The sequence below is a fragment of the Amycolatopsis sp. NPDC005961 genome (assembly GCF_040629235.1).
GTDB lineage: Bacteria > Actinomycetota > Actinomycetes > Mycobacteriales > Pseudonocardiaceae > Amycolatopsis > Amycolatopsis camponoti.
Genome location: NZ_JBEXVF010000107.1, coordinates 1 through 25,640 on the forward strand (window position 1 = coordinate 1; position 25,640 = coordinate 25,640).

A 25,640-nucleotide genomic window follows, 5' to 3' on the forward strand; every position below is an offset into this window, starting at 1 on the left:
GGCCGGCCTCCCAGTCCGGCGCCGTGAGGTCCACCGCGACCGTGCGGTGCTCGACGTGCGCGCGGGCGTCGGGCGAGCATCAGCCCGCCCGCGATGCAGGCACCCTGGACGCTCGCGATCATCGGCTTGGGGATCTCCCGCCACCGCCGGCACATGCCCAGGTAGACCTCGGACTCGCGGGCGAACCGCTGGTCACCGCCGGCCCGATCGGTGTGGTCCCACCACAGCACCGAACGCCGGTCGAACGTCTGGTCCACATCGCGGCCCGGCGTGCCGATGTCGTGCCCGGCGGAGAAGTGCTTGCCCTCCCCCGCCAGCACGATCACCTTGACTTCGGCGTCATTCACGGCGCGCGCGAAGGCGTCGTCGAGGGCGTAGGTCATCGCCGAGTTCTGGGCGTTGCGGTACTCGGGCCGGTTCATCGTGACCACGGCGACCGGCCCGCGGCGCTCGTAGCGGACGACGTCCTCGCTCATTTCGTCTCCTCACTGAGCAGCCGCTTCAGCACCTTGCCGGAAGCGTTGCGGGGCAGCGCGTCGAGGAACACGACGGACCGCGGGGTCTTGTAGTTGGCGAGCCGTTCGCGGCAGAAGGCGAGCACGTCGGCTTCGGTGAGGCCGGCGCCGACGACGAAGGCCCGGCCGACCTCGCCGAGCCGCTCGTCCGGGACGCCGGTCACGGCGACGTCGCGGACGCCGTCCAGTTCGGTGAGCGCCTGCTCGACCTCGGCCGGGTAGACGTTGAAGCCGCCGCAGATGTACATGTCCTTGAGCCGGCCGGTGAGGGTGAGGTTCCCCGCGTCGTCCAGCTCGCCGACGTCACCGGTGTGCAGCCAGCCGTCGTCATCGATGGCTTTCGCGGTCGCTTCGGGGTCGTCGAGGTAGCCGAGCATCACGTTCGGTCCCCGCAGGACCACTTCGCCCGGCGAGCCGTGGATCCCGACCTCGAACCCGGCGGTCGCGCGGCCGGACGTCTTCGCGACCAGCTCGGCGTCGTCGCCCGGGCGGCACATCGTCACGACGACGGCTTCGGTGAGACCGTACGCGGTGAGGACGACGTCGAAGCCCAGCTCGGAGCGCATGCGCCGGACCAGCGACGCCGGCACGTCGGCGGCGCCGGTGACCGCGAGCCGCAGGGGAGACAGGTCGCCGCGTCCGGACTCGTGCAGCAGGGACTGGAAGATCGTCGGCGCGCCCGGCAGCACCGAGATCCGCTCCTTCTCGATCAGGTCCAGCGCGGCGCGCACGTCGAACACGGCCTGCGGCACGAGGGTCGCGCCGGTCAGCAGGCCGACGACGATCCCGGCCTTGTAACCGAAGCTGTGGAAGAACGGGTTGATCACCAGGTACCGGTCGTCGGCGGTGACCCGGCCGCACTCCGCCCAGGCCGCGGCGACGCCGACGACCTGCCGGTGGGCCGACAGGACGCCCTTCGAGCGGCCGGTCGTGCCGGAGGTGAACAGGATGTCGCTCACGTCGTCCGGCTCGACCGCGTCCGCGCGCGCCTCGGCTTCCGCGAGGGGCACGCGCTCGGCGAGATCCAGGAACTCGTCCCAGCCGAGCGCGTCCCCGACCGGCCGGTGCGGCTGTTCCAGGGCGACCCGGACGACCGTGCCGAGATCGGGCAGGTCCGCGCCGGTCGCGACGATCGCCGCGTGGCGGTCGGTGCCGAGGAAGTCGGCCGCGACGACCAGGGCTTTCGCCCGGCTGCGGACCAGCAGGTCCACGGTCTCGGCGGCGGTGAACCGGGTGTTGACCGGCACCAGGGTCGCGCCCGCGTAGAGCGCGCCCAGCGCCGTGAGCACCCAGTGGTGGGTGTTCGGGAGGGTGATCGCGACGCGGTCGCCGGGCCGGAGACCGCGGGCGAGGAAGGCCCGCGCGACCGACTGAACACGTTCCAGAAGGTCGTCGAAACCGAGCCGGAGTGCCCCGTCGACCAGTGCCTCGGACGACCCGAACTTCGTAGCGGCATCGCGGACGACGGCCGGGATCGTGGTCTGACCCACCACACCCTCCTCTGGACCGGCAAACTAGAACGTGTTCTCATTAGCCTAGGTGCCGGACCGGCCCGGCAGCAAGGAGGCGTGCGTGGAACCGACGCGATTCCGCCGCGAGATCGCGGGCTGGCTCGCGGACAACCTGACCGGCGAGTTCGCCGCGGTGCGCGGTCTCGGCGGGCCGGGACGCGAGCACGAGGCGTTCGACCTGCGCCTGGCCTGGGAACGCCACCTGGCCGCCGCGGGCTGGACGTGCGTCGGCTGGCCGGTCGAGCACGGCGGCCGCGGCTTGTCCCTCGACGAGCAGGTCGCCTTCCACGAGGAGTACGCGGCGTCCGGCGCGCCCGCGCGCGTCAACCACATCGGCGAGCAGCTGCTCGGCCCGACCCTCATCGCCTTCGGCTCGCCCGAGCAGCGGAAACGGTTCCTGCCGAAGATCGTCGCCCTCGAGGAGCTGTGGTGCCAGGGCTACTCCGAGCCCGGCGCCGGCTCCGACCTCGCCGCCGTCTCGACGTCGGCGGTCCGGCGCGACGGCGACTGGGTGATCAACGGCCAGAAGATCTGGACGTCCCTGGCCCACGTGGCCGACTGGTGCTTTGTCGTCGCGCGCACCGAACCGGGATCGCAGCGCCACCACGGCCTCTCCTACCTCCTGGTGCCGCTGCGCCAGGACGGCGTCACCGTGCGGCCGATCCAGCAGCTGACCGGCACGTCGGAGTTCAACGAAGTCTTCTTCGACGACGCCCGCACGTCGGCCGAGCTGGTCGTAGGCGAGCCCGGCGAGGGCTGGCGGATCGCGATGGCCACCCTCGGCTTCGAACGCGGCGTCTCGACGCTCGGCCAGCAGATCGGGTTCCGCCGCGAACTCGACGACATCGTCGCCGAAGCCAAGCGGCTCGGCACCTACGACGACCCGCTGCTGCGCACCGACCTCACCCGCGCCCGGATCGGCCTGCGGGTCCTGCGCGCGCACGCGCTGCGCACGCTCGGCCGCCCGGCCGGGCCGGAGGTCGCCGTCGGGAAGCTGCTGTGGGCGCAGTGGCACCGCGGGCTCGGTGAGCTGGCGGTGCGCGCCCGCGGCGCCCGGTCCCTGACCGCGGACGGCGCCGAGCTGGACGACGCCCAGCGGCTCTACCTGTTCACCCGCGCCGACACCATCTACGGCGGGTCGGACGAGATCGAACGGAACATCATCGCCGAGCGCGTGCTCGGCCTGCCGAGGGAGGCACGCCCGTGATCCCGCAGTACCCGACCGGCCACGACCTGCTGTCCGGGAAGGTCGTCGTGGTCACCGCCGCGGCCGGCACCGGTATCGGCTCGGCCGTGGCTCGCCGCTGCCTGGAAGAGGGCGCGAGCGTCGTCATCTCGGATTGGCACGAACGACGGCTCGGTGAGAAGGCGGCCGAGCTGGCCGAACTCGGCAAGGTGCACGCGGTTCCCTGCGACGTCACGAAGGAAGAGCAGGTCCAGGCGCTCATCGACGGCGCGGTCGGCCACTTCGGACGCCTCGACGTCATGGTGAACAACGCCGGGCTGGGCGGCACGAAGTCCGTGCTGGACATGGCCGACGACGAGTGGTCCCGCGTCCTGGACATCACGCTCACCGGGACTTTCCGGTGTACGCGAGCGGCGCTGCGGCAGTTCGTCGCCCAGGGCGGCGGCGGGGCGATCGTCAACAACGCGTCGGTCATCGGCTGGCGTGCCCAAGCCGGGCAGGCGCACTACGCCGCCGCGAAAGCCGGGGTCATGGCGCTGACCCGCTGCTCCGCCCTCGACGCCGCCGAGCACGGCGTCCGGATCAACGCCGTCGCGCCCAGTCTCGCCATGCATCCGTTCCTGGCCAAGGTGACCAGCGACGAACTCCTCGAAGACCTCACCAAACGCGAGGCGTTCGGCCGCGCCGCCGAGCCGTGGGAGGTGGCCAACGTCATGGTCTTCCTCGCCAGCGACTACGCGAGCTACCTCACCGGCGAAGTCGTCTCCGTCTCCAGCCAGCACCCCTAGGAGCTCCCGTGCCCGAAGCCTTCCTCCTCGACGCGGTCCGCACCCCGGTCGGCCGGCGCGGCGGCGCGCTGTCCGGGTGGCACTCCGCCGACCTCGGCGCGCACGTCATCCGCGCGGTCGTCGAGCGCGCGGGCGTCGACCCGGACCTCGTCGACGACGTCATCCTCGGCTGCACGGACACCCTGGGCCCGCAGTCGGGCAACATCGCGCGGACGGCGTGGCTGGCCGCCGGGTTCCCGGACCACGTGCCCGGGGTGACGATCGACCGGCAGTGCGGGTCGAGCCAGCAGGCGGTCCACTTCGCCGCGCAGGCGGTCATGTCGGGGACGCAGGACCTGGTGCTGGCCGGCGGTGTGCAGAACATGAGCCGCATCCCGATCAGCGCAGCGATGCTCGCCGGGCGCGAGTACGGCTTCGACGACCCGTTTTCCGGCTCGAAGGGCTGGCAGGAGCGCTACGGCAGCGTCGAGGTGTCGCAGTTCCGCAGCGCCGACATGATCGCTGCGCACTGGGACATCAGCCGGGAAGCGATGGAGGAGTACGCGTTCCGCAGCCACCAGCGGGCCCTCTCCGCCATCGACTCCGGGAGGTTCGACGCGGAAATCGCGCCGGTCGACGGCTTCGAGCAGGACGAAGGGCCACGCCGGGACACATCGTTGGAGCGGATGCGCGGCCTGAAGCCGCTCGCCCCGGAGTCCCGCCTGACGGCGGCGGTGGCCAGCCAGATCTCCGACGGCGCGAGTGCGGCGCTGGTGGCGTCGGAGGCGTTCGTGAAGGAGCATGACCTGACGCCGCGGGCCCGCATCCACCACTTGTCGGTCCGTGCGGCGGACCCGGTGTGGATGCTGACCGGCCCGATCCCGGCGACGTCCCACGCGCTCCGGAAGACTGGGCTCGCGATCGGGGACATCGACCTGTTCGAGGTCAACGAGGCGTTCGCGAGCGTGGTGCTGGCGTGGCTCGACGAAACGGGCGCGGACCCTTCGCGGGTGAACGTCAACGGCGGCGGCATCGCCCTCGGCCACCCCATCGGGGCGACCGGGACGAAGCTCCTCGCGACGCTCCTGCACGAGCTGGAGCGCCGCGAGGGGCGTTACGGGTTGCAGACGATGTGCGAAGGCGGCGGCACCGCCAACGTCACCATCATCGAACGCCTGTAGCTCAGCCGAGGGCGCGCAGCTTCGGCAGCACGTCCTCGGAGAACTGGCTCAGGAACCGCTCCTGGTCGTGACCCGGGCCGTGGAAGACCAGGTGGTTCAAGCCCGCGTCCAGGTACGGCTTGATCTGCGCCACGGCCTCGTCCGGGTCCGACGCCACGATCCAGCGCTTGGCGACCTGCTCGATCGGCAGCTCGTCGGCCAGCCGTTCCATCTCCTCGGCCGAGGTCACGCTGTGCTTCTGCTCCGCCGACAGCGACAGCGGCGCCCAGAACCGCGTGTTCTCCAGCGCCTTCTCGTGGTCGCGGTCGTACGACAGCTTGATCTCGATCGTCCGGTCGACGTCCTCGAGCGACTTCCCGGCCGCCTCGGCGCCTTCCTGGACCGCGGGCATCAGCTTCTCGGTGTAGAGGTCCATGCCCTTGCCGGACGTGCAGATGAACCCGTCGCCCGCACGGCCCGCGTACTTGGCCACCACCGGGCCGCCCGCGGCGATGTACACCGGCACCGGCTGCTCCGGGCGGTCGTAGATCTTCGCGTCGACCAGCTCGTAGTAGTCGCCCTTGAAGTTCACGTTGTCGCTGGTCCACAGCTCGCGGATCAGCTTGATCGACTCACGCAGCCGCGCGAAGCGCTCCTTGAACTCCGGCCACTCGCGCCCCGATACGGCGATCTCGTTCAGCGCCTCGCCCGACCCCACGCCGAGGATCACGCGGCCGTTCGACAGCAGCGACATCGTCGCGAACGCCTGGGCGATCACGGCCGGGTTGTACCGGAACGTCGGGGTCAGCACGCTCGTGCCGATCTGCACCCGCTTCGTGCGCTCGGCGACCGCCGGCATCCAGGCCAGCGCCCACGGCGCGTGGCCACCCTCGTGCCGCCACGGCAGGAAGTGGTCCGACACCCAGACCGAGTCGAGGCCGACCTCTTCGGCACGCACCGCGTACTCGACCAGGTCCCGCGGTCCGAACTGCTCCGCCGACGCCTTGTATCCGACCTTGAGCGCCACGCTCATCCTCCCGTTTCCCGGCCGAGACGGTGGAGAATCTCACCTGCCTCGGCCACTGTGCCCTCGACGATCCCGGCCACCGTGGGCAAGTCGTGGATCATGCCCACCACCTGTCCCGACGCTAGCACTCCGGCGTCCGTCCGGCCTTCGACCAGCCCCGCCCGCAACAGCATCGGGGTGTTGGCCGCCATGACCAGCTGACTCCAGGTCAGATCGTTGCCGTGCTTCATCGCAAGGCCTTCTTTGACCATGGCAACCGGGGACAGTCCGGTGATATTCCGGAAGCGCAGCGCGTTCCGCGCGGCCTGCGCGAGGCCGCGCAGCCGCCCGGTGCGTTCGAGCTTCTCGACGAGATCGGTGCGCAGGACCCGGTGCGGCATCCCGTCGACGCGCCGGGTGACGACCGTCCCGGTGAGACCCTGCTCGAGGTACACGCGCTTGACGTCGTCGGGGACCGTGCTCTCCTTGCTCAGCAGGAACCGGGTGCCCATCGCCACCCCGGCCGCGCCGTAGGCCAGCGCCGCCGCCAGGCCGCGGCCGTCGAAGAACCCACCGGCGGCGATAACCGGGATGTCGACGACGTCCAGCACCGACGGCAGCAGCAGCGTGGTGGCCACTCCCCCGGTGTGCCCGCCGCCTTCGCCGCCCTGGACGATGACGGCGTCGGCGCCCCACGCGGCGACCTTCTCGGCGTGCCGCGCGGCGCCGATCGACGGGATGACGACGATCCCGTGGTCCCGCAGCTTGGCGATCATCTCCTTGCGCGGCGCGAGCGCGAACGACGCCACCTTGACGCCCTCGCGGATCAGCAGGTCGACGCGGTCACCGGCGTCGGCCGCGTCGGCGCGGAGGTTGACCCCGAACGGCTTCTCCGTGCGCTTCTTGACTTCGGCGATCGCCGCTTCCAGCTCGCCGAAGCTCATCGTGGCCGACGCGAGGATGCCGAGCGCGCCCGCCTCGGCGGTCGCCGAGACGAGCCGCGGGCCGGCGACCCAGCCCATCCCGGTCTGCACGACCGGGTGCTCGACGCCGACGAGCCGGGTCAGCGCCGTCTTCACGCCGGGACTTCCTTGTCGCGCAAGCTCTTCGGGTCCACGACCTCGCGGATGAGCCGCAGCTCGTCGCCGGTCGGCTCGCGGCTGGTCCCGGCGCCACCGAAGTCGATCTCGAACGTGGTCGCCGCCGCGACCTCGCCGGCGGTGACGCCGGGGTGCAGCGACACCGCCCGCATCGCGTGCTCGGGACCACCGAAGTCGAAGACGCCGAGGTTCGTGACCACGCGGTACACGTCGTGGAACTTCTCCGCCGACGGGCCCGCCTTGGCCGCGTTGTCGTAGCCCACGCCCGAAACGACGTCCACGGTGTCCACGAAGACCCGCGAAGAGTGCCGCGGCACCCAGTAGCTGGTGCGGTGGTTGACGGTGTTGCCCGGCGCGCCCCGCACGCCCAGGAGCTGCTTCTTCGGCCGCGCGTGGTCGCCGATGGCGGAGATGTTCTGGTTGCCGTACCGGTCGATCTGGTTGGCGCCCATGACGACGTGCCGGCGGCCGTGCGGCACGATCGTGTCGAGCATCTTCCGGAACGGCTGCCACCCCTCGACGACGCCGTCCGTGGTGACCAGGCAGGCCTCGCCGTCGGACATCAGCAGGTCGGGTTCGAACGTCAGCCGCGCGAGCTTGGCGCCCAGCTGCGGGACCAGCCCCATCGGGCTGACGACGATCTCGCCGTCGCCGCGGAACACCTCGGCCATCGCCACCACCGCGATCTCGGCCCGGGTCGCGCTCATGCCGCCTCCGCCTCGAACTTGTCCACTTCGGACAGATAGGTGCGTTCGTCGCCGGAGAGGAACCGGTCCACGAATCCCGGCCACGCGCCGGGATCCTTGGCACAGGCGGCGTAGTGACGCTGGAAGCGCTCGTCCCGGCCGTAGTCCGGCACGGCCGTGGTGAAGTGCGCGCCGCGCGGCGCCTCGACGACGCCGTCGACCGCGCCGCGGTTGAGCAGCAGCGACTGCACCGGCCCGCCCGCCATCAGCTCGGGCGTGTCGACGACCTTCTCCACCGACACGAACCGCTTCTCCGCGGCCAGGCAGAACAGGTCGTCGAAGTAGGGGTCCGGGCCGAGGTACTGGGCGTTGCCGCGGGCGTCGGCCCGGTTGAGGTGCACGAGCGCGACGTCGAGGTGCCGCGCCGGCACCGCGACCAGCTCCTCGCCGTCGGCATACGGCGAGCGCACGGTACGCAGGTCCGGGTTCGCGCGCATCACCTCCGAGCCGAGCCCCGCGCGCATCGGGAGGAACGGAAGCCGTTGCGCCGCGGCCGAAAGCGCCGCGCCGAACATGCCCTCGTCGTACTCCGTGACGGCGATCGCGCCGGTCTCGCGGGCGCGGCCGAACCACGGGTCGAACGGGATCGAGTCGAGCGTGACGAACCCGAACACGACGCGTTTCACCTTGCCGGCCGCGCAGAGCAGGCCGACGTCGGGGCCACCGTAGGAGACGACGGTCAGGTCCTTGACGGACGTGCGGAGGATCGCGCGGACCAGCGCCATCGGCTTGCGCCGGGAGCCCCAGCCGCCGATGCCGATCGTCATGCCGTCCCGCAGCTCCGCCGCGACGTCGTCGGCGGTCGTGCGCTTATCGGCCATTCAAGAACTCCTCGCGGGCTTCGTCGGACGCGCCGAGCAGGTTGAGCTCGAAGGTGAAGCCCTGCTCGAACCGGTAGCTGCGGTGCACCTGCTGGGTGTCGATGCCGTTCAGGGCTTCCTTCGCCGCCCGGATGACCCGCGGGTCCTTCTTCGCGATGTCGCGGGCGATGGCGAGCGCGGCGTCGTCCAGCTCCGCGCGGGGCACGACCTGGTAGACCGAGCCGTGCGCGTGCAGCTCGGCGGCGGTGATGGTGCGCGCGGTGAAGTAGAGCGTGCGCATGAGGTGCTGCGGGACCAGCCGGGCGAGGTGGGTCGCCGCGCCGAGGGCGCCGCGTTCGACCTCGGGGACGCCGAAGGTGGCGTCGTCGGAGGCGATGACGACGTCGGCGTTGCCGACCAGGCCGATCCCGCCGCCGAGGCAGAAACCGTGCACCGCGGCGACGACCGGGACCGCGCAGTCGTAGACCGCGCCGAACGCCGCGTAACAGCCTTTGTTCGCCCCGACGAGCGCGTCGTACCCGGCGCTGCGCTGGATCTCCTTGATGTCGACGCCGGCGTTGAAGCCCCGGCCTTCCGCGCGGAGCACGACGACGTGGACGTCCGGGTCTTCGCCGGCCTTCTTCAGCGCGTCCGCGAGGTCGAACCAGCCGCGCACGGGCAGCGCGTTCACCGGTGGGAAGTCGACGGTGACGACCTCGACGTGCCCGTCGCGCTTGGTCAGGATGCCCATCAGCTCGCTCCGTAGACGGGTTCGGGCTCGGGCGCGCGCTCGAGCAGGTCCTTCACCACCGGGCCGAGTTCGGCCGGGTCCCAGCGGCCGCCCTTGTCCACGACCGGGCCGTGGCGCCACGCCTGGGCGAGCGACACCTTCCCGCCCTCGACCTCGAAGACGCGGCCGGTGACGTGCTCGGACTCCTCGCTGCCCAGCCAGACCACCAGCGGCGAGACGTTCTCCGGCGCCATCGCGTCGAACCCGTCGTCCGGACGCGCCATCGACGCGAACACCGCCTCGGTCATCCGGGTCCGCGCGGCGGGCGCGATCGCGTTCACCGTCACCCCATAGCGCGCCAGCTCGGCCGCCGCCACGACGGTCAGTCCGGCGATCCCCGCCTTCGCGGCCGAGTAGTTGCCCTGGCCGACACTGCCCAGCAACCCGGCACCCGAACTGGTGTTGATCACCCGCGCGCTCGGGGTGCGCCCGGCTTTCGCCTCGGCCCGCCAGTGCTCGGCGGCGTGCCTCAGCGGGGCGAAGTGGCCTTTGAGGTGCACGCGGACGACCGCGTCCCACTCGTCCTCGCCGAGGTTGACCAGCATCCGGTCGCGGACGAATCCCGCGTTGTTGACCAGCACGTCCAAGCGGCCGAAGGTCTCCAGTGCCGTGGCGATCAGCTGCTCCGCCCCGGCCCAGTCGGCGATGTCGGAGGTGTTCGCGACGGCTTTCCCGCCCAGCGCCTCGATCTCGGCGACGACCGCGGCGGTGGCGTCCGCGTCGACGTCGTTCACCACCACCGGCGCGCCCTCGGCGGCGAAGGCGAGCGCGTGGGCCCGCCCGATGCCGCGGCCGGCGCCGGTCACCACGACCACGCGGTCCTGGCACAACCTGCTCACGAATCCTCCTGGTGGTTGACGTCGGCCGCGGCGAGGAACGCCGGGACCTCACCCCCGCCGTGGACGCGCAGGGTGGCGCCGGAGACGTAGGAAGCGAGGCCGGAGGCGAGGAAAGCGGCGCAGGCGCCGACCTCCCCGGGCTCGGCGAGCCGCCCGAGCGGCACGGTCTTGCCGACGGCTTCGATGGCGGCCTCGCTGCCGTAGTGCAAGTGGGCCTGCTCGGTGCGCACCATGCCGACGTCCAGGGCGTTGACCCGCACCTTGGGCGCCCACTCGACGGCGAGGCTGGCGGTGAGGTTGTCGAGCCCGGCCTTGGCGGCCCCGTAGGCGGCGGTCCCGGGCGACGCGCGGGTGCCGCTGACGCTGGAGATCATCACGATGGAGCCGCCGGTGTCCTGGCGCTGCATGACGGCGTTGGCTTTTTGGGAGACCAGCAGTGGGGCGAGCAGGTTGAGCTGGACGATCTTGTCGTGCAGCCGGGGCGAGGCGGTGGCGGCCGGAGAGTGGGGGGCACCGCCGGCGTTGTTGACGACGACGTCGAGGCGGCCGTGTTTTTCGACGATGCCGTCGATGAGTGCGTTGACCTGAGCTTCGTCGCGGACATCGCACTGGACGAACTCGGCGTCGGTGGGTGCTTCGTGGCGCGCGCAGACCACGACGTGGGCGCCCTGGGCGAGGAAGACGTCGGCGATGCCGCGGCCCACGCCGCGAACGCCGCCGGTCACCAGCACCACGGTGCCCGTCAGGCCGAGATCGGTCGTCACGTGTCCAAAACTAGAACACGTTCCAACTTTGGGCAAGGTCGGCGGTTGGGGAGCACGGCTGGGATCATGAGCGCGTGGACAAGCGGTGGTTGCCCGCACCGTCCGGCACCACGGACTGGCTGCGGGATCTGTGCGGCGACGGCCTGACCGGTTTCCTGCCGCCGGCGATGCCTGACGCGGCGTGGGTGCTCAACGCGATGTACGAGCACGAGGACGGACCGACCGGCACGACGTACCACGAGTATCGCCGGGCGCGTCTGGCGGCGGGCGAGGTCGAGCCGAGCACCGTCGGAGGCATCGACCTCGAAGCCACGACCGTCACGACGGGCGGCGGGCTGGGCCGCGCCGAGCACCCCGGCCCCGGCTGGCGACGGCTGCGCTGGGCGGAGCTCGCCGAGCGCGTCGGCGACCCCGTCGTCCCGCGGGGGCAGTTGCCCGGTTACCAGTGCTTCCCGTCGGTCAAGAAGGACGGCAGCTGGCCACTCGGCATCATCCCGCCCACCGAGGGCAGCCTCGACCGGGAAACCTGGACACGACTGGTCGGCGTCCTCACCGAACACAGTCCCGCCGGCCCCGGCACCCCATGCCTGGCCTACTACAGCCCGGCGACGCTCGGGTTCCACGACCTCGAGAACCCCGTCGTGCGCGCGGGACACCTCGGCGACGCCGAGGCCCTGTACGACGATCCCGAGACCGCCTTCAGCCCGTCGAACCTCTGGGCCGAGAACCGTTCCTGGTGTCTGTGCACCGACTACGACCTCTGGGGCACCAAGGTCGCCGGTCCGCCGACTCTGGTCGAGGCGCTGCTGAGCGATCCGGACCTCGAAGCGGTGCGGCTCCCCCAAGTCGACTAGAACGCGTTACGAATCGCGCTTCGCGGCGTCGTACTCCGCGTTGGCCGCCATCACCTCGGGCATCTGCCCCTCGACGTCCTCGATCAGCGTCAGCAGCAGTGCCGCCGTGCGGCGGCCGCGCGGGGTCAAGCTGTACTCCACCTTCGGCGGGATCGTCGGCTGGGCCTCGCGGTGCACGAAGCCGTCGCGCTCGAGGGCCTGCAGGGTCTGGGCGAGCATCTTCTCGCTCACGCCCGACACCCTGCGGCGCAACGCGTTGAAGCGGAGCGTGCCGTCGTGGAGGGCGGCCATCGCCAGGATCCCCCACCGGCCGGTGATGTGCTCGAGCGTCGCCCGGGACGTGCACGCCTGGGCGAACACGTCGAACAGCACCTGCCCGTGCTCGTCGAGCCACTCCGGCGCCTCACTCATGCCCTCAACGGTACCTCGCCGGCGACGAAGACCCAGGTGAGGAAGCTCACCAAGAGTTTGCACTTTCGAAAAGTTAGTACAGTCTGATGGTAAGCACATCGAGAGCGAGGAGCAGCAGATGATCGTGGTCACCGGTGCCACCGGCCAGCTCGGCCGCCTGGTCGTGGAAGGCCTCCTGGAGAAGGTCGCGCCCGCCGAGATCGTCGCGGCCGTGCGCGATCCGGCGAAGGCCGCCGAGTTCGCCGCGCGTGGCGTGCAGGTTCGCCGCGCCGACTACGACGACCCGGCGAGCCTCACCGCCGCGTTCGCCGGCGCCGACAAGGTGCTGCTGATCTCCAGCAGCACGCCGGGGCAGCGGCTGGCCCAGCACGAAGCCGTCATCGCGGCCGCGCGCGAGGCCGGGGCCGGCCACCTCGCCTACACGAGCGTCCTGGCCGCCGACACGACGAAGCTGTTCGTCGCCCCGGACCACAAGGCCACCGAGGAGGCCATCCGCGCGTCGGGCCTGCCGTTCACGTTCCTGCGCAACGGCTGGTACACCGAGAACTACGCGCAGACGATCGCCCAGGCGCTCGCGTCCGGGTCCTTCGCGGGCAGCGCCGGCGACGGCAAGCTGGGCGCGGTCCCGCGGGCCGACTTCGCGGCGGCCGCCGTCGAGGTCCTGACCGGCGAAGGCCACGAAGGCCGCGTGTACGAGCTGGCCGGCGACGAGCCGTTCGGCTACACCGACCTCGCCGCCGCCATCACGGCCGTGTCGGGCACCCCGGTCACCTACCAGGACCTGCCGGCCGAGCAGCACCGGCAGCTCCTCGTCGGCGCGGGCCTGCCCGAGCCGGTCGCGGCCATGCTGGTCGACGCCGACCGCGGCATCGCCGAAGGCGAGCTGGCCTCGACGTCCGGCGACCTGAGCCGCCTCATCGGCCGCCCGACGACGTCGCCGACCGAAGCCGTCACCGCGCTGGTCAAGGGCTGAGCTGACGGCTCCGGGGACAACGTCCGCCGGGGTCCTTAGGCTGTGCCGGGTGGAGCCGCTGACCGCGATCACGATGATCGCCGCGAAGTACGGAATTTCCGGCCTGATCGGCGCCCTCACCGGCAACCAGGAGCTCGGCAGCCTGTCCGCCGAGCTGGTCGGCGCGCTCTCGGCGAGCGAAGACCGGCTCGCCGAGAAGCTCACCGGGATCGAGAGCCGCCTCGACGAGGTGCTGGAGCAGCGGTATGCGGCCGCGATCGGCGCCGGGCAGCGCACCCTGCTCGACGCCGGCGCGACCGTCGACCCGCGCGTGCGGGCCGACGAGCTGGTCCGCGCGCGCGACCTGTTCCGGGACGCGAGCGCCTCGGCCCGGTCCCCGCTGCAGATCGCGGTGGCCGAGCGGTACCTGGTGCTGTGCGCCATCGCCTTGGGCCGGACGGAGACGGGGCTGATCGCGTGGCGGCTGCTCGGCAGATCCGCGCTCGAAGCGCTGCTCGCCACGATGCCGCTGGTCGGCCCCGGGGTCTACGAGCGCGCCCGGGAGCGGCTCGCGAAGTCCGGCCGGGCGGGCTTCCGGTCGCGGCGCGAGGAGCGGGTCGACGAGCTGGCGGACGAGCTGCTCGACGCGGCGTCGGAGGTGTCGGACCTCGCTCTCGGACTGCTCGCCGAAGCCCGCGACCTCGGCGGGGCCCTCGGCGCCGGCCGCGTCCCGGAGCCCGCCCTGGACTTCCTCGAACCCGAAGAGGCCGACTCCGGCGATCGCCTGGTCACCACCGGCCGGCTGGAGATCCGCCCGCCCGGGCCCGGACCGACGAGGTTCGGGCCGCTGTCGGTGTCCTGGGACGCCGTGCCGTCCGCCCGGCCGGGCGTCCAGGACGTGACCGTGACGGTCCACACCGAACCGGCCTTGTCCGTTCCCCTCCACCTGACCCTGCTCGCGCCCGGCACACCGGATCCGGTCCACCCGGCCGGGTGGGGCACGCCGGACAGCCACACCCTGGGCGCCGGAGCGCCGGGAATCCGGCTCACGCGGTCGGTGGCCACCGGCGGACGGCCGGCCGCGTGCACGTTGAGCGTGAACGGCTTGCTGCTCTTCCGCTCGACCTGACGGTCACGCGCCCCGGGAACGCAGGGCCGAAGCGCGCAACGCCGCCTGCATGGCGAAGCGCGCCTCCGGATCCTCCAGTCGTTCCCCGAACGCCTGCCTCAGCTGGCGCACGCGGTACCGCACGGTCTGCGGGTGCACCGAAAGGTCCACCGCGATCTTCTCCGAGTTGCCGCCGTTCTCCAGCCACGACAGCAAAGTCTCGCCGAGCCGCCGGCGCGTGCGGTCCGGGAACCGCGTCAGCGGGGCCAGCTCCTGCCGGGCCACCTGGTCGGTCAGAGGCGAGTCGCAGAGCAGCCACAACGTCGTCAGGTGCGCCGCGCACCACGTCACCGGCGCGTCCGGCAGCGCTCCGTCGCCCACCAGCCGCACCGTCGTCCGCGCCCAGCGCAGGGAATGCGCCGCGGCCGTCGGGGAAACCGGCGGGCCCACCGCGACCCGGACGCCGAGGGCGGCGAGGAACCCCGCGTCCACCGGGGCCGGCACGATCAGGTAAGGCTGCGACGACTCGAGGTCGGCCAGCACCTCGGGACCCCACGACGGCTCCACCGCCGACTCGAGCACGACGGCCGCCACCTCGCCGGGTACCGGCCAGCCGGCCGCCGCCGCGAGTTCGGCGAGGACCGCGTCCGTCACCGCCACCGGACCGGTCACCAGCCGCACCAGGCGCCGCCGCAGGGCCTCGCGGGTGCCGTCGAGCTGCCCCTGCGCCTCGCGGTGCCCGCGGATCGACATCCGCGCCAGCTCGTCCGCGTACCCGAACAGCATTTCCGCCAGGCGCGCCATCACCGCCGACGAAAGCCGGTGACGGCGACCCAGGCGCATGATCCAGCGCCAGCCCGCACGCGTGCCGACCCGGTACGCCACCTGGAGGTCGTCCAGGCTGCGGCCTTCGTACGCCTCGCCCGCGCCGAGGCGGCGGCAGGTCTCGTACAGCCGGTCCCGGGGAGCCAGCGGATCCTCGACCAGATCGACGAAGAGGACCACCGCGCACTCGACGCCGCGGCGGGTCACGTTGCCGTGCCGGGCGTACACCGGGACCTCGCGCCACACCTCCCGCACGATCCAGTCCACCAGCGCCGGTATCGCCGGCCGCATGAGCGCGGCCAGTTCCGTGCGCCCGAACACCTCTTGCGTCACCGGGATTCGCTGCCGAGCACCGTCGCCGGACACCAGGTTCCCTCCACGGGGGCGGGTGAGCTTTACCGAGCGGTAAAGCAGCGAGACCGTACAGTACACCGCTATGAGCCGGCCGAGTTCCCCTGATCGATCCAGCACCCGCCGGAGCCCGGCCGCCCGGCCCACCGACGGCGAACTGCTCGACGCCGCCCGCGCGGTGTTCGCCGAACGCGGTTACGCGCAGGCGACCATGGGCCTGATCGCGGAACGCGCCGACTCCACGAAGCCGACGCTGTACGCGCATTTCGGTGACAAAGCGGCCCTTTTCCGCGCCACCGTGACGCGGGAGGTCGCCGCGGTGCGGAACTGGGTGCTCACCGCCTACGAAACGGCGGACACGAGCCCGCTCGAAGAACGCGTCCGGCTGGCCGTGATGGCCATGTTCAGCTACGCGAGCGCCCACCCGGCCGGCTTCCGGATGCTGTTCGACTCGGCCGTCGACGAGATGTCGAACGAGCGCCGCGCCCTCGCCGACACCGTCACCACGCACGTCGTCGACCGGATCCGGGAGCACCTGCGCGCCCACGGCCGCACGCCGGGGCCCGGCGCGGACCTGCTCGCCGCGATGATGGTCGGCCTGGTCGGCCGGGCCGCGATGCACGTCTCCCACTCCCCCGGCGTCGACCCGATCGCGGCGGGCGAGCTGGCCACCGGGTTCGTCATGGCCGCCCTGCGCGGTCTCGACCCCGCGCTGCTGGACCGGGTCGGCGCCGGGCCGTGCGCCACCTGAGTGTCCACATCGGACCGATTGTCACCGGCCGGACAATTCCGCGTCCCTGAAAAAATCTCTTCTTGCCTTTGCCCGCCTTTCGGGAAAGCGTTTGCGGACATTCCGGTTTTCTCCGCACCCAGAGGTGAGATCAGCCATGAGCCGTCTGCTTTCCGCCGCCGTTACGGTCGGCCTCGCCGCCGTCGGATTCGCCGTCGCCACCGCACCGGCGGCGTCGGCCGCGCCCTGCACCGACATCGACGTGCCGGTCGCGCGCGGCACGTTCGAGCCCGGCACCCTCGGCCTCATCGTCGGCGACCCCGTCTACCAGGCGGTGCAGAACCAGCTGCGGCCGCGGTCGCTCAGCGGCTACCGCGTCGACTACCCGGCCGACCTCGGCGAGCCCGCGTCGGTGCAGAAGGGCAACACCGACCTGGTGAACCACGTGCGGGCGCAGGCCGCGGCCTGTCCGCAGCAGCGGTTCGTGCTGGTCGGCTACTCCCAGGGCGCCAACGTCGTCGACAACTCGCTCGGCGTCAGCAGCGACGGCGCGCTCGTCGGCGGCCCGATCGTCGCGACCATCCCGGCCGAGCTGGCCCCGCGGATCGCGGCGGTGCTGCTGTTCGGCAACCCGATCCGCGCGATCGGCCGTCAGGTGACCGGCCCGTACCAGAGCCGCACCAAGGACTACTGCGCCGACGGCGACCCGGTCTGCCAGCCCGGCGGCACGAACTTCCTGGCCCACCTGAGCTACGGCGGGAACGCCGCCGACGCGGCCGCGTTCGCCGCGGGCAAGGTCTGACCCCGATCCGTGAACGGCACATCGAGGGACGTCCCTCGATGTGCCGTTCACGGGCTTTCAGCAGTTGGACGGCGCCTGCGCCCCGCTGAAGCGCTTGACGATCCACTGGTGCGCGTCCGCGTTCCCGGCCAGGATTCCCGTGGCGTGGTCGGAGATGTAGGTCTGCCACTGTTCGCGGACGCCCGCCGTGCAGTACGTCCGGTGCAGGGTCTCGGCCTGCGGGGTGTTGACGATCTCGTCGGTGCTCGCGTGGTATTGGAACACCGGCACCCGCGGCGGGTTCGCGCCCAGCTTGTTCTGCGCCAGCCGCGCCTGCCACTGCGGCGTGCCGAGCGGGTTCGATGTCGTGTAGTCGCTGATCTTCTTGAAGGAATAGTTCAGCAGGAGTTCCGCGACGCAGGCGTTCTTCTTCGCGTCGTTCAATTGCCGGCGTCCGGTGTCGTTGAGGAACGAATCCAGCTTCAGGTCCGGGTACGCGGCGTCGAGCCCGACCGCGGCGAACGCGAGGAACCCGAACCCGATGTACCCGTCGAGTCCCTTGGCGACCTCGGTCAGGTCGGCCGGCACGCCACCCGCGACGACGCCGACGACGTTCAGCTCGGGCGCGTACGAGGGCTGCTTCTCCCCCGCCCACATCGATCCGCCGCCGCCCTGCGAGTACCCCTGGAAGATCACCTTCGCCGACTTGGCCAGCCGCGCGGACGGCAGGTTCTGCGCCGCCCGCACCGAGTCGATGACGGCGGGACCCATGGACTGCCCGGTGATGTAGGTCGGCACGGTCGTCGGCGAGTAGCCCTCGTAGTCGGTCACCGCGACCGCGTACCCGCTGGACAGCGAGTCGTTGATGGCGGGCTGGTCGTAGAGCGTGCCCCGCTCCATCGCCTTGGACGCCGTGCACTTGAACGCCGGGCCCTGGGTGCCGACGGCGTACCCCACGATCGGGGCGGTGGCCGGGTCCTTGACCTTCGGCACCAGGACGGTCCCGGTGACCGCGTCCGGCCGGCCCTGGGCGTTGGTCGAGAGGTACATGACCTGCCAGGCGTCGGCGTTGGCGGCGTTCAGCAGCGGCACCGCCGGCCGCCAGCGCAGGACGTCACCGGGCTTCCCGGCCGGCAGCGGCGACGGCGCCGTGTAGAACGAGTCGTCGAACGGGCCGGGCAGGATCGGCGCCGCCACCGCGCCGGCGGGCGGGCTCGCCGCCACGGCTCCCAGCGCCGCCAGGCAGACGCCCAGGAGTGCGGACAGCACTCGTCGCAAGAGGACAGACTTCACCACAACCTCCATCGGGGGAAAAGCTCTATCATTCAAAGGAAGGCTCAGGCGGGGAGGCCGAGCGCGCCGGCCAGCACCGGCCACGAGTTGTGCAGAGCCCGCTGCCAGTACGGCCAGCTGTGCGTGCCCGGCCCGTAGTAGTCGACGGTCGCCGGGATGCCCGCCTGCTGCAGCTTGTCGGTGAAGCTGCGGGACGAGAGCAACGCCGACGGTTCCAGGATGTCGGACTGCCCGGGCGGGTCGAGCGGCCCGGTCTGCCCGTTGCCGCAGGAGAGGTAGAGCGCCATCCCGCGCAGGTCCTGGACGTGGTCGTACGGGTTGTGCGACGACCAGATCGGCTGCATCCCGAAGGAGTCGCCCCAGAGGTTCAGGTAGTTGAAGATCCCGGCGCGGGCCAGGATGCCGATGATCCAGACCGGGATCCCCGGGTAGAGCGTGTTCGGCACGCCGCTGTAGGACGCGGCCGCGGCGAACATCCCCTTGTGCTGGAAGGCGTACGCGAACGCGCCGTAGCCCCCGATCGACAGCCCGGCGATCGCCCGGCGCGTCCCGCCGTGGTACCCGCGTTCGACGATCTGGCGGACCTCCGCGGTGTGGAACGTGTCCCAGTCGGGCTTGCTCGACAGCCCGAAGTTCCACCACTTCGTGTACATCCCGGCCGGGCCGTCCGTCGGCATCACGACGAGCGCGTCCTTGTTCGCGGTGAACGCCTTCACGTCGGTGAACTGGTCCCACGACCGGTAGTCGACCGGCTCGCAGCAGCCGTGCAGCAGGAACAGCACCGGCCACGTCCGCGTCGGCTGCGACGCCCAGCCGGACGGCACGATCAGCCGGACCATCCCGGTGGTGCCCAGCGCCGGGGAGTCGATCTTCAGGTCGACGGTCCGGGCGTCGAGCCAGGTCTCCTGGACGACTTTCGCGCCGTCGTCGGCCACGACCGGGCTCGCCTGGGCGGCGGTCACGCCACTGGCCAGCAGGACCACGACGGCCAGCATCAGCAGGGTGGCTCTCATCGGAGTCTCCTTCACAGGGGGATGTTTCCGTGCTTCTTGGCCGGCAGGGTCTGACGCTTGGTCCGCAGCGTCCGCAGGGCGCGCGCGACCTGCAGCCGGGTCTGCGACGGCGTCACGACCTGGTCGACGTAGCCGCGTTCGGCGGCCAGGTACGGGCCGGTGTGGCGCTTGCGGTACTCCTCGGTGAGCCGCCGGCGCGCCGCGGCCCGCCGCTCCGGCGGCAGCTCGGCCAGCTCACGCCGGTAGAGCACCTGCACCGCGCCCTCCGCGCCCATCACCGCGATCTCCGCGGTCGGCCAGGCCAGGCACACGTCGGCGCCGAGGTGCTTGGAGCCCATCACCGCGTAGCCACCGCCGTAGGCCTTGCGGACGACCACGGTCACCTTCGGCACGGTGGCTTCGGAGTAGGCGTAGATCAGCTTGGCGCCGCGGCGGATGATGCCGCCGCGCTCCTGGTCGCTGCCCGGCAGGTAGCCGGGGACGTCGGCCAGGGTCACCAGCGGGATCGAGAAGGCGTCGCAGAAGCGCACGAACCGCGCGGCCTTCTCCGACGCGTCGATGTCGAGGACGCCGGCCTGGTGGCGCGGCTGGTTGGCCACGATGCCGACCGTGCGGCCCTGCACCCGGCCGAACGCGCAGATCATGTTGGCGGCGAACGCGCTGTGCACCTCGGTGAAGTCGCCGTCGTCGACGAGCCGGAAGATCAGCTCGGCCATGTCGTAGGTCTGGTTCGGCGAGTCGGGCACGAGCCGGTCGAGCTCCAGATCGGCCGGGGTGACGACGGGGCTGGTGTCGTCGGCGTACTCCGGGGCGGGGTCGAGGTTGTTCGAGGGCAGGTACGCGAGCAGCGTCTGCACCCACTCGATGGCGTCCCGCTCGTCGGCGGCCCGGTGGTGGGCGTTGCCGGCGACCTCGCTCTGCACGGCCGCGCCGCCGAGTTCCTGCGCGGTGACCCGCTCGCCGGTGACGGCGTGCACGACGTCCGGGCCGGTGACGAACATGTGCGAGGTTTCGTCGACCATCACGGTGAAGTCGGTGATCGCCGGCGCGTAGACGGCGCCGCCGGCGCACGGGCCCATGATCATCGAGATCTGCGGGATCACCCCGGACGCGTGGGCGTTGCGCCGGCCGAGTTCGGCGTAGTAGGCCAGCGAGACGACGCCCTCCTGGATGCGCGCGCCGCCGGAGTCGTTGATCCCGACGACCGGGCAGCCGAGCGACATGGCCAGGTCCATCACCTTGAGGACCTTTTCGCCGGAGACCTCGCCCATGCTGCCACCGAAGACGGTGAAGTCCTGCGAGAAGACGCAGATCTGCCGTCCGTCGACGGTCCCGTGCCCGGTGACGACGCCGTCGCCGTAGGGCCGGTTGGCGTCCATCCCGAACTCGCCGCACCGGTGCCGCGCGAGCTGGTCGAGCTCGACGAACGAACCGGGGTCGAGCAGCAGCCCGATCCGTTCCCGGGCGGTGAGCTTGCCCTTGGCGTGCTGCCGGTCGACGGCCCGCTTCTCGGCGATCCGGACGGCTTCGTCCTGACGCGCCTCGAGGTCGGCGATCCGGAACGCCGTCGTCGGCGTGAGATCGTCCATCACCGCACCCCCACTCCCAGTCGGGCCGCCAGCTCGGCGGCCAGCGCGGTCACGTGCGGCGGGTCGATCATCGAGACGTGGTCGCCCGGGACGCGGGCGACTTCGAGGCCGGGGCAGTACTCGTCCCAGCCCAGGGTGTCGTCCGTGCGCAGGTAGCGGGGGTCCAATGTGGTCGTCAGGGGGTGCGGATCCCGGGCGCGCAGCAGCAGCACTCGCCCGTCGTACCGCTCCGGCGCGTACCGCTCGGCCACCCGGGCGTCCACATAGGACTCGTACTGGTGACGCAGGACGCCGGCGCCGAGGTCCGGGACCGTCTCGGCGAGGCTGTCCATCACCCACCGGATCTGCGCGTGCTCGTCGAGCCCGGCCAGCGTGTCGCGCGGGATCGCGAACGGGACGCCGTACGTCCGCGACACGTGCTCGGCGAACCGGTCGAAGCGGTCCAGCAGCAGGTCGGCCGGCTTCCCGGGCGCCGGCAGCGGCAGGATCGTGTCGATCAGGAACACGAGGTCGACCGGCCCGTCCAACCGCCGCGCCGTCTCGTACGCCAGGCAGCCGCCGAACGACCAGCCACCCAGGCGGTACGGCCCCTGCGGCTGGATCTCGCGGATCAGCTCGACGTAGCACGCGGCCTTGGCTTCGACCGTGTCCTCGTCGTCGATCCGCTCGAACCCGTACACCGGCTGGCCTTCCGGCAGCAGCCGGACCAGCTCGCGGTAGACGCTCGTCGGGCCTCCGGCCGGGTGGAACAGGAACACCGGCTCGCCGACGCCGTCACGCAGCAGCCGCACCGGGCCACCGCCGTGGCCTTCCAGTTCCGCGCGCAGCAGATCGGCGATCGCGGCGACAGTCGGCGTCGCGAACAGCCGTTCCACGGCGGGCACGGCACCCAGCTGCTCCGCGAACACCGCTCGCAGCCGCCTCGCGTGCTCGGGATCGCCGCCCACGGCGAAGAAGTCGTCGTGGACGCCGGGTTCCGGGCCGCCCAGCTCGGCCCGCCAGTGCCGGGCGACCCACCGTTCGGCGGGATCGCGCGGCCCGGCGGTGACCGCCTCGGCTTTCGCCGTCCCGAAGCCGGCCTGCTCGGCGAGGTGGCCCGCCAGCTCGGCGAGGCTGGCGCCGCGCAGGAGCAGCGGGATCGGCAGGGGCAGGCCGAAGTCGCGTTCCACCGCGCCCCGCGCGCGCATCGCCGAGAGCGAGTCGAGGCCGAGCCGGGTGAGCGGCACGTCCCGTTCGACCTCGGCGTAGCCCAGCAGTCCCGCGATGATCTCGGCCAGGTGGTCGGCTATCGCTTTTCTCGCGGTCTCGGGTGATCGGGTCCGCACCGTGTCCAGTCCGTCCCAGGTGGACGGTCCGGTCCGCGGCGTGAACAGTCCGAAGAACGGCCGGTCGGCCAGCCGCGGGAACAGCTCCAGCACCGTTTCGGCGTCGACGCGGGCGACGCCGGTGGCCGCCCGGTCGCGCGCGAGGACGACGTCCAGGGCCGACAGCGCTTCCTCGGTGCCGAGCGGTTCGAGCACCGGGTTGCGCGAGCCGGCCGCGGCGCCCACCTCGCCCCAGGCGCCCCACCCGATCGTCGCCGCGGGGAGCCCCTGGGCCCGGCGCCACGCGACCAGGGCGTCGGCCCACGCGTTCGCCGTCGCGTAGGCGGCCTGGCCGGGCGAGCCGAACAGCGCGGCCGCCGACGAGTACACGAGCCACCAATCGAGGTCGTGCCCGGCGGTCGCCTCGTGCAACCGCCAGGCGCCCTGCGCCTTCGGCCGCCAGACGGTGTCGAGCGCGACGGTGTCCAGGCTGATCGCGGCGCCGTCGGCCAGGACTCCGGCGGCGTGCAGCACCCCGCGAAGCGGCACACCCCCGTCGACGGCCGCCGCGACCAGCGCCTCGGCCGTGCCGGGCCCGGCGATGTCGCCGGGCACGACGCGGACGTCGATCCCCAGGTCCGGCGCGGGGGCGGCGCGGCGGCTGTTCAGCACCACGCGCGTCGCACCGCGGTCGGCCAGCCACTTCGCCGCGACCAGGCCGAGGCCGCCGAGCCCGCCGGTGATGACGTAGGCGCCGTCACGGACCGGCTCGCGCACCGCGTCGCCCGGCTCGGGCCGGCCCAGCCGGCGCACGTGCCGGACGCCCTCGCGCCAGGCCACCTCGTCGTCCGGCCCGTCCGCGCGGACCTCGTCGCGCAGCTGGCCGACCCACAGGCGGGCCGGGTCCGGGCCGGCGTCGAAGTCGAGGACGCTCACCCGCAGTTCGGGGTGCTCGAAGGCCAGGACACGGACGAGCCCGCGCAGCGCGGCCAGGCCGGGGTCGCCGCGCTCACCGGGTTCGACGCTCTGCGCCCCGGCGGTGACCAGCCACAACCTCGGCGGCGCCGGCAGTTCGGCCAGCTCGGCGACGACCTCGGACAGGGTGCCGACGCGGGCCGCGGCCCGCCCGGGATCCGGCGTGTCCTCGCCGCCGAGCAGGACGACGACCGCCGTCGCCTCGCCTCCGCGGAGAAGGCCGGTGAGCGCGGCCCGGTCGCCGAGCCGGGCGGTGCCGAGGTCGTCGTCCACTTCGGACAGCACGATCCAGTGCTCCGCTCGTTCCGGCGAGCCGGGCAGGTCCACCGGCTGCCAGGCGGCCTCGAACAGCAGCCGGTCCAGGGCCGCGTCGCGGAACCGGCGGCAGTAGACGTCGCGGAACTCCACCAGGACGACGTCGTCGGCGTCGACCAGCTGGACGCTGCCGAGCAGGCCGTCGCCGGAGGGGTCCTTCGACGTGAGCGCGGCGTCCACGCGCACGCCGCGCCGCGGTTCGCCGGCGAGCACCACCTCACCGATCGTGAGCGGCAGGTAGAGGGCGTCCGCGTCGCCGACGGCCGCGGCGAGCGCGTGCAGGCAGGCGTCGGCGAGGGCGGGGTGCAGCAGGTAGGCGGGGTGATCGGCGTCGGGCAGAGCGATCGACGCCGAGGCCCGCCCGCCGGCGGCGGTGACGCGACGCAGGCCGCGGAAGGCCGGGCCGTAGTCCTGGCCCAGCTCGGCCAGGACGCGGTACAGGTCGAGCGGTTCGCCGGTGACCTCGCCCAGAGGGGTCACCGGAGTGCCGTCGCTGTCGATCCTCGCGGTCGCGTGGCGGACCCACTCGCCGTTCGCGGATTTCGCGTGGACGCCGAATTCGGTGCCGGTGAGGCTGGTCGTCACCTCGGTGTGCTCGCCGAGGGTCAGGACTTCGCGGAGCTCGAGGTCGCGGATCCGCCCGGTGCGCGCGGCGGCCAGCGCCAGTTCGAGGAAGCCGGTGGCGGGGAACACCGGGGTCCCCCGCACGGTGTGGTCGGCGAGCCAGGGCAGCGCCTCGGTGCCGACGTCGCCGCGCCAGAGGTGGCCGTCCGGGTGGTCGATGTGGACACCCAGCAGCGGGTGCCCGCCGTGGGCGTGGGTCCGGCGCTTCGGCCAGAACCGCTCGTGGCGCCAGACGGGACCCGGCAGGTCGACCGGCGCGGTGCGGGGCCGGGCGTCCAGGGCACCGCGGCGGCCGAGGACGTGCAGCCGGGCGAGGCTGGTGAGGAACGCGGCCCGTTCGTCGATCCGGCGGCTCGCGGAGGGCAGGGCGTGTTCGCCGGTGGTCTGTTCGACGGCGGCGAGGGCGACGGGATGCGGGGACACTTCGACGAAGACGGTGTGCCCGTCGTCCGCGGCGGCGGTCAGCGCTTGGCTGAACCGCACCGGACGGCGCAGGTTCGCGGCCCAGTAGCCGACGTCGAAGGCCGGAGTCTCCCGGGGATCGTCGAGAACCGTGGTGTAGCAGGGTATTTCCGGCTTCCCGGGCCGGATGGTCCCGATCTCGCCGCGGAAGCGGTCGAGCACGGCGTCGACGGCGGCGGAGTGCCCGGCCCCGCCGACGGCGAGCCGCCGGGCGAGCCGTCCTTCGCGTTCGGCGTGCTCGACCAGGGCATCGACCTGGTCCGCGGCGCCGCTGACGGTGCATTGGGTGGGCGACGCGTAGACGGCGACGGTGACTTCGGGGAAGTCCGCCAGCTCGGCGGGCGACAGTTCGACGACGGCCATGGCGCCTTCACCGCTTCGGTCGAGTTCGGCGAGCAGCCGCGCCCGGGTGGCCATGACGCGCAGGCCGTCGCGGACGTCGAGCGCCCCGGCGACGACGGCGGCGGCGACCTCGCCCATGGAGTGGCCGAGGACCGCGGCCGGCGTGACGCCGTGGGCGCGCCAGAGCGCGGCCAAGGCGAGCTGCATGCCGAAGAGGGCGAGCTGGGTGGTGGCGAGGTCGTCGGGTTCGCGCTCGAGAAGGTCTCGGAGGGAGGCGCCGGTTTCGCTTCGGAAGGCGGGATCGAGCGCCTCGACCTCAGCGTGGAAGGCGGGCTCGGAGCGGAGGAACCGGCGGCCCATGCCGGACCACTGGGAGCCGTACCCGGAGAAGACGAAGACCACCTCGGGCTCTCCCGTGGCCGGTCGTGAGTGAGAAACATCGGACCGGCACCGAACCGCCCGAAACCCCACTGAACCGTTTCGTGCACGCGTCCGTGTCTCAGGTGTCGAGGTCCGCCGGACGGCGG

At 72.3% G+C, this 25,640-nt stretch carries 22 protein-coding genes and 1 pseudogene; 8 read left to right on the top strand and 15 right to left on the bottom strand.

Annotated elements, in window-relative coordinates:
* Together ABZ342_RS46025 and ABZ342_RS46030 are read right to left on the bottom strand one after the other, a co-directional pair.
* On the bottom strand, nt 1–476 hold a 476-nt coding region (locus ABZ342_RS46025), incomplete at its 3' end, for an enoyl-CoA hydratase-related protein (RefSeq protein ID WP_360487558.1).
* Nucleotides 473–2,005 (bottom strand): FadD3 family acyl-CoA ligase, encoded by a 1,533-nt coding sequence (locus ABZ342_RS46030; protein ID WP_360487561.1) that lies wholly within the window; start codon nt 2,003–2,005, stop codon nt 473–475. The genes ABZ342_RS46025 and ABZ342_RS46030, both read right to left, overlap by 4 nt.
* Nucleotides 2,006–2,087: 82 nt before the next feature.
* On the opposite strand from ABZ342_RS46030, the gene ABZ342_RS46035 reads away from it, so the two are divergent.
* Genes ABZ342_RS46035 through ABZ342_RS46045 form a run of 3 tightly spaced genes read left to right on the top strand, consistent with a single transcriptional unit; the run spans nt 2,088 to nt 5,160 of the window.
* A complete protein-coding gene (locus tag ABZ342_RS46035; RefSeq protein ID WP_360487564.1) occupies nt 2,088–3,233 on the top strand; it encodes an acyl-CoA dehydrogenase family protein in 1,146 nt (381 codons plus the stop codon).
* Nucleotides 3,230–4,000 carry an SDR family oxidoreductase gene (locus ABZ342_RS46040; protein WP_360487567.1) on the top strand — a complete coding sequence of 257 codons (771 nt, stop codon included), beginning with the start codon at nt 3,230–3,232 and terminating at the stop codon, nt 3,998–4,000. The genes ABZ342_RS46035 and ABZ342_RS46040 overlap by 4 nt, the downstream gene beginning before the upstream one ends.
* Nucleotides 4,001–4,008: 8 nt before the next feature.
* Nucleotides 4,009–5,160, top strand: coding sequence for an acetyl-CoA C-acetyltransferase (locus tag ABZ342_RS46045; RefSeq protein ID WP_360487570.1), 1,152 nt, complete (start codon nt 4,009–4,011; stop codon nt 5,158–5,160).
* A 1-nt stretch (nt 5,161) separates the two neighbouring features.
* Here ABZ342_RS46045 and fgd read toward each other — a convergent pair whose 3' ends face one another.
* The 7 genes from fgd to ABZ342_RS46080 are packed head-to-tail and all read right to left on the bottom strand — an operon-like array spanning nt 5,162 to nt 11,184.
* Complete coding sequence (gene fgd / locus ABZ342_RS46050) at nt 5,162–6,166, bottom strand: glucose-6-phosphate dehydrogenase (coenzyme-F420) (RefSeq protein ID WP_155544474.1); 1,005 nt, start codon at nt 6,164–6,166, stop codon at nt 5,162–5,164.
* A 2-nt stretch (nt 6,167–6,168) separates the two neighbouring features.
* Nucleotides 6,169–7,224: a nitronate monooxygenase gene (locus ABZ342_RS46055; protein ID WP_360487574.1), complete on the bottom strand. Its 1,056-nt coding sequence runs from the start codon at nt 7,222–7,224 to the stop codon at nt 6,169–6,171.
* Complete coding sequence (locus ABZ342_RS46060; RefSeq protein ID WP_360487577.1) at nt 7,221–7,952, bottom strand: CoA-transferase; 732 nt, start codon at nt 7,950–7,952, stop codon at nt 7,221–7,223. Before ABZ342_RS46060 ends, ABZ342_RS46055 begins: the two co-directional genes overlap by 4 nt.
* The gene (locus ABZ342_RS46065) at nt 7,949–8,812 is read right to left on the bottom strand and encodes a CoA-transferase (protein ID WP_360487580.1); all 864 of its coding nucleotides are present in this window, start codon (nt 8,810–8,812) and stop codon (nt 7,949–7,951) included. Before ABZ342_RS46065 ends, ABZ342_RS46060 begins: the two co-directional genes overlap by 4 nt.
* Nucleotides 8,802–9,542 (bottom strand): enoyl-CoA hydratase family protein, encoded by a 741-nt coding sequence (locus tag ABZ342_RS46070; RefSeq protein WP_360487583.1) that lies wholly within the window; start codon nt 9,540–9,542, stop codon nt 8,802–8,804. Before ABZ342_RS46070 ends, ABZ342_RS46065 begins: the two co-directional genes overlap by 11 nt.
* Entirely contained in the window at nt 9,542–10,420 is an 879-nt protein-coding gene (locus ABZ342_RS46075) for an SDR family oxidoreductase (protein WP_360487586.1), read from the bottom strand. The genes ABZ342_RS46070 and ABZ342_RS46075 overlap by 1 nt, the downstream gene beginning before the upstream one ends.
* The gene (locus ABZ342_RS46080) at nt 10,417–11,184 is read right to left on the bottom strand and encodes an SDR family oxidoreductase (RefSeq protein ID WP_360487589.1); all 768 of its coding nucleotides are present in this window, start codon (nt 11,182–11,184) and stop codon (nt 10,417–10,419) included. Before ABZ342_RS46080 ends, ABZ342_RS46075 begins: the two co-directional genes overlap by 4 nt.
* A gap of 74 nt (nt 11,185–11,258) precedes the next feature.
* Between ABZ342_RS46080 and ABZ342_RS46085 the strand changes: the two genes are divergently transcribed.
* Nucleotides 11,259–12,038: a hypothetical protein gene (locus ABZ342_RS46085; protein WP_360487592.1), complete on the top strand. Its 780-nt coding sequence runs from the start codon at nt 11,259–11,261 to the stop codon at nt 12,036–12,038.
* Nucleotides 12,039–12,044: 6 nt separating this feature from the next.
* On the opposite strand, the gene ABZ342_RS46090 is transcribed toward ABZ342_RS46085, so the two are convergent.
* A complete protein-coding gene (locus ABZ342_RS46090) occupies nt 12,045–12,449 on the bottom strand; it encodes a helix-turn-helix domain-containing protein (protein WP_360487595.1) in 405 nt (134 codons plus the stop codon).
* Between the two features lie 118 nt (nt 12,450–12,567).
* Here ABZ342_RS46090 and ABZ342_RS46095 point away from each other — a divergent pair, with 118 nt between their 5' ends.
* Nucleotides 12,568–13,422, top strand: coding sequence for an SDR family oxidoreductase (locus ABZ342_RS46095; protein ID WP_360487598.1), 855 nt, complete (start codon nt 12,568–12,570; stop codon nt 13,420–13,422).
* 49 nt (nt 13,423–13,471) lie between these two features.
* The gene (locus ABZ342_RS46100; RefSeq protein WP_360487601.1) at nt 13,472–14,530 is read left to right on the top strand and encodes a hypothetical protein; all 1,059 of its coding nucleotides are present in this window, start codon (nt 13,472–13,474) and stop codon (nt 14,528–14,530) included.
* A gap of 3 nt (nt 14,531–14,533) precedes the next feature.
* On the opposite strand, the gene ABZ342_RS46105 is transcribed toward ABZ342_RS46100, so the two are convergent.
* A complete protein-coding gene (locus ABZ342_RS46105) occupies nt 14,534–15,667 on the bottom strand; it encodes a helix-turn-helix domain-containing protein (RefSeq protein WP_360487604.1) in 1,134 nt (377 codons plus the stop codon).
* A gap of 103 nt (nt 15,668–15,770) precedes the next feature.
* On the opposite strand from ABZ342_RS46105, the gene ABZ342_RS46110 reads away from it, so the two are divergent.
* Nucleotides 15,771–16,436 carry a TetR/AcrR family transcriptional regulator gene (locus ABZ342_RS46110; protein ID WP_155543294.1) on the top strand — a complete coding sequence of 222 codons (666 nt, stop codon included), beginning with the start codon at nt 15,771–15,773 and terminating at the stop codon, nt 16,434–16,436.
* A 136-nt stretch (nt 16,437–16,572) separates the two neighbouring features.
* Nucleotides 16,573–17,217, top strand: a complete 645-nt coding sequence (locus tag ABZ342_RS46115; RefSeq protein WP_360487607.1) for a cutinase family protein — start codon at nt 16,573–16,575, stop codon at nt 17,215–17,217.
* A 57-nt stretch (nt 17,218–17,274) separates the two neighbouring features.
* Here the strand turns inward: ABZ342_RS46115 and ABZ342_RS46120 are convergent, their stop codons facing one another.
* From ABZ342_RS46120 to ABZ342_RS46135, 4 genes and pseudogenes are all read right to left on the bottom strand, one after another.
* Entirely contained in the window at nt 17,275–18,489 is a 1,215-nt protein-coding gene (locus tag ABZ342_RS46120) for a lipase family protein (RefSeq protein ID WP_360487610.1), read from the bottom strand.
* A 44-nt stretch (nt 18,490–18,533) separates the two neighbouring features.
* Nucleotides 18,534–19,502, bottom strand: a complete 969-nt coding sequence (locus ABZ342_RS46125) for an alpha/beta hydrolase family protein (protein ID WP_155543292.1) — start codon at nt 19,500–19,502, stop codon at nt 18,534–18,536.
* An 11-nt stretch (nt 19,503–19,513) separates the two neighbouring features.
* Nucleotides 19,514–21,091, bottom strand: a complete 1,578-nt coding sequence (locus ABZ342_RS46130) for an acyl-CoA carboxylase subunit beta (protein ID WP_360487614.1) — start codon at nt 21,089–21,091, stop codon at nt 19,514–19,516.
* A pseudogene (locus ABZ342_RS46135) lies at nt 21,091–25,515 on the bottom strand (acyltransferase domain-containing protein); the annotation flags it as partial. The pseudogene ABZ342_RS46135 and the gene ABZ342_RS46130, both read right to left, overlap by 1 nt.
* Nucleotides 25,516–25,640 lie beyond the last annotated feature (125 nt).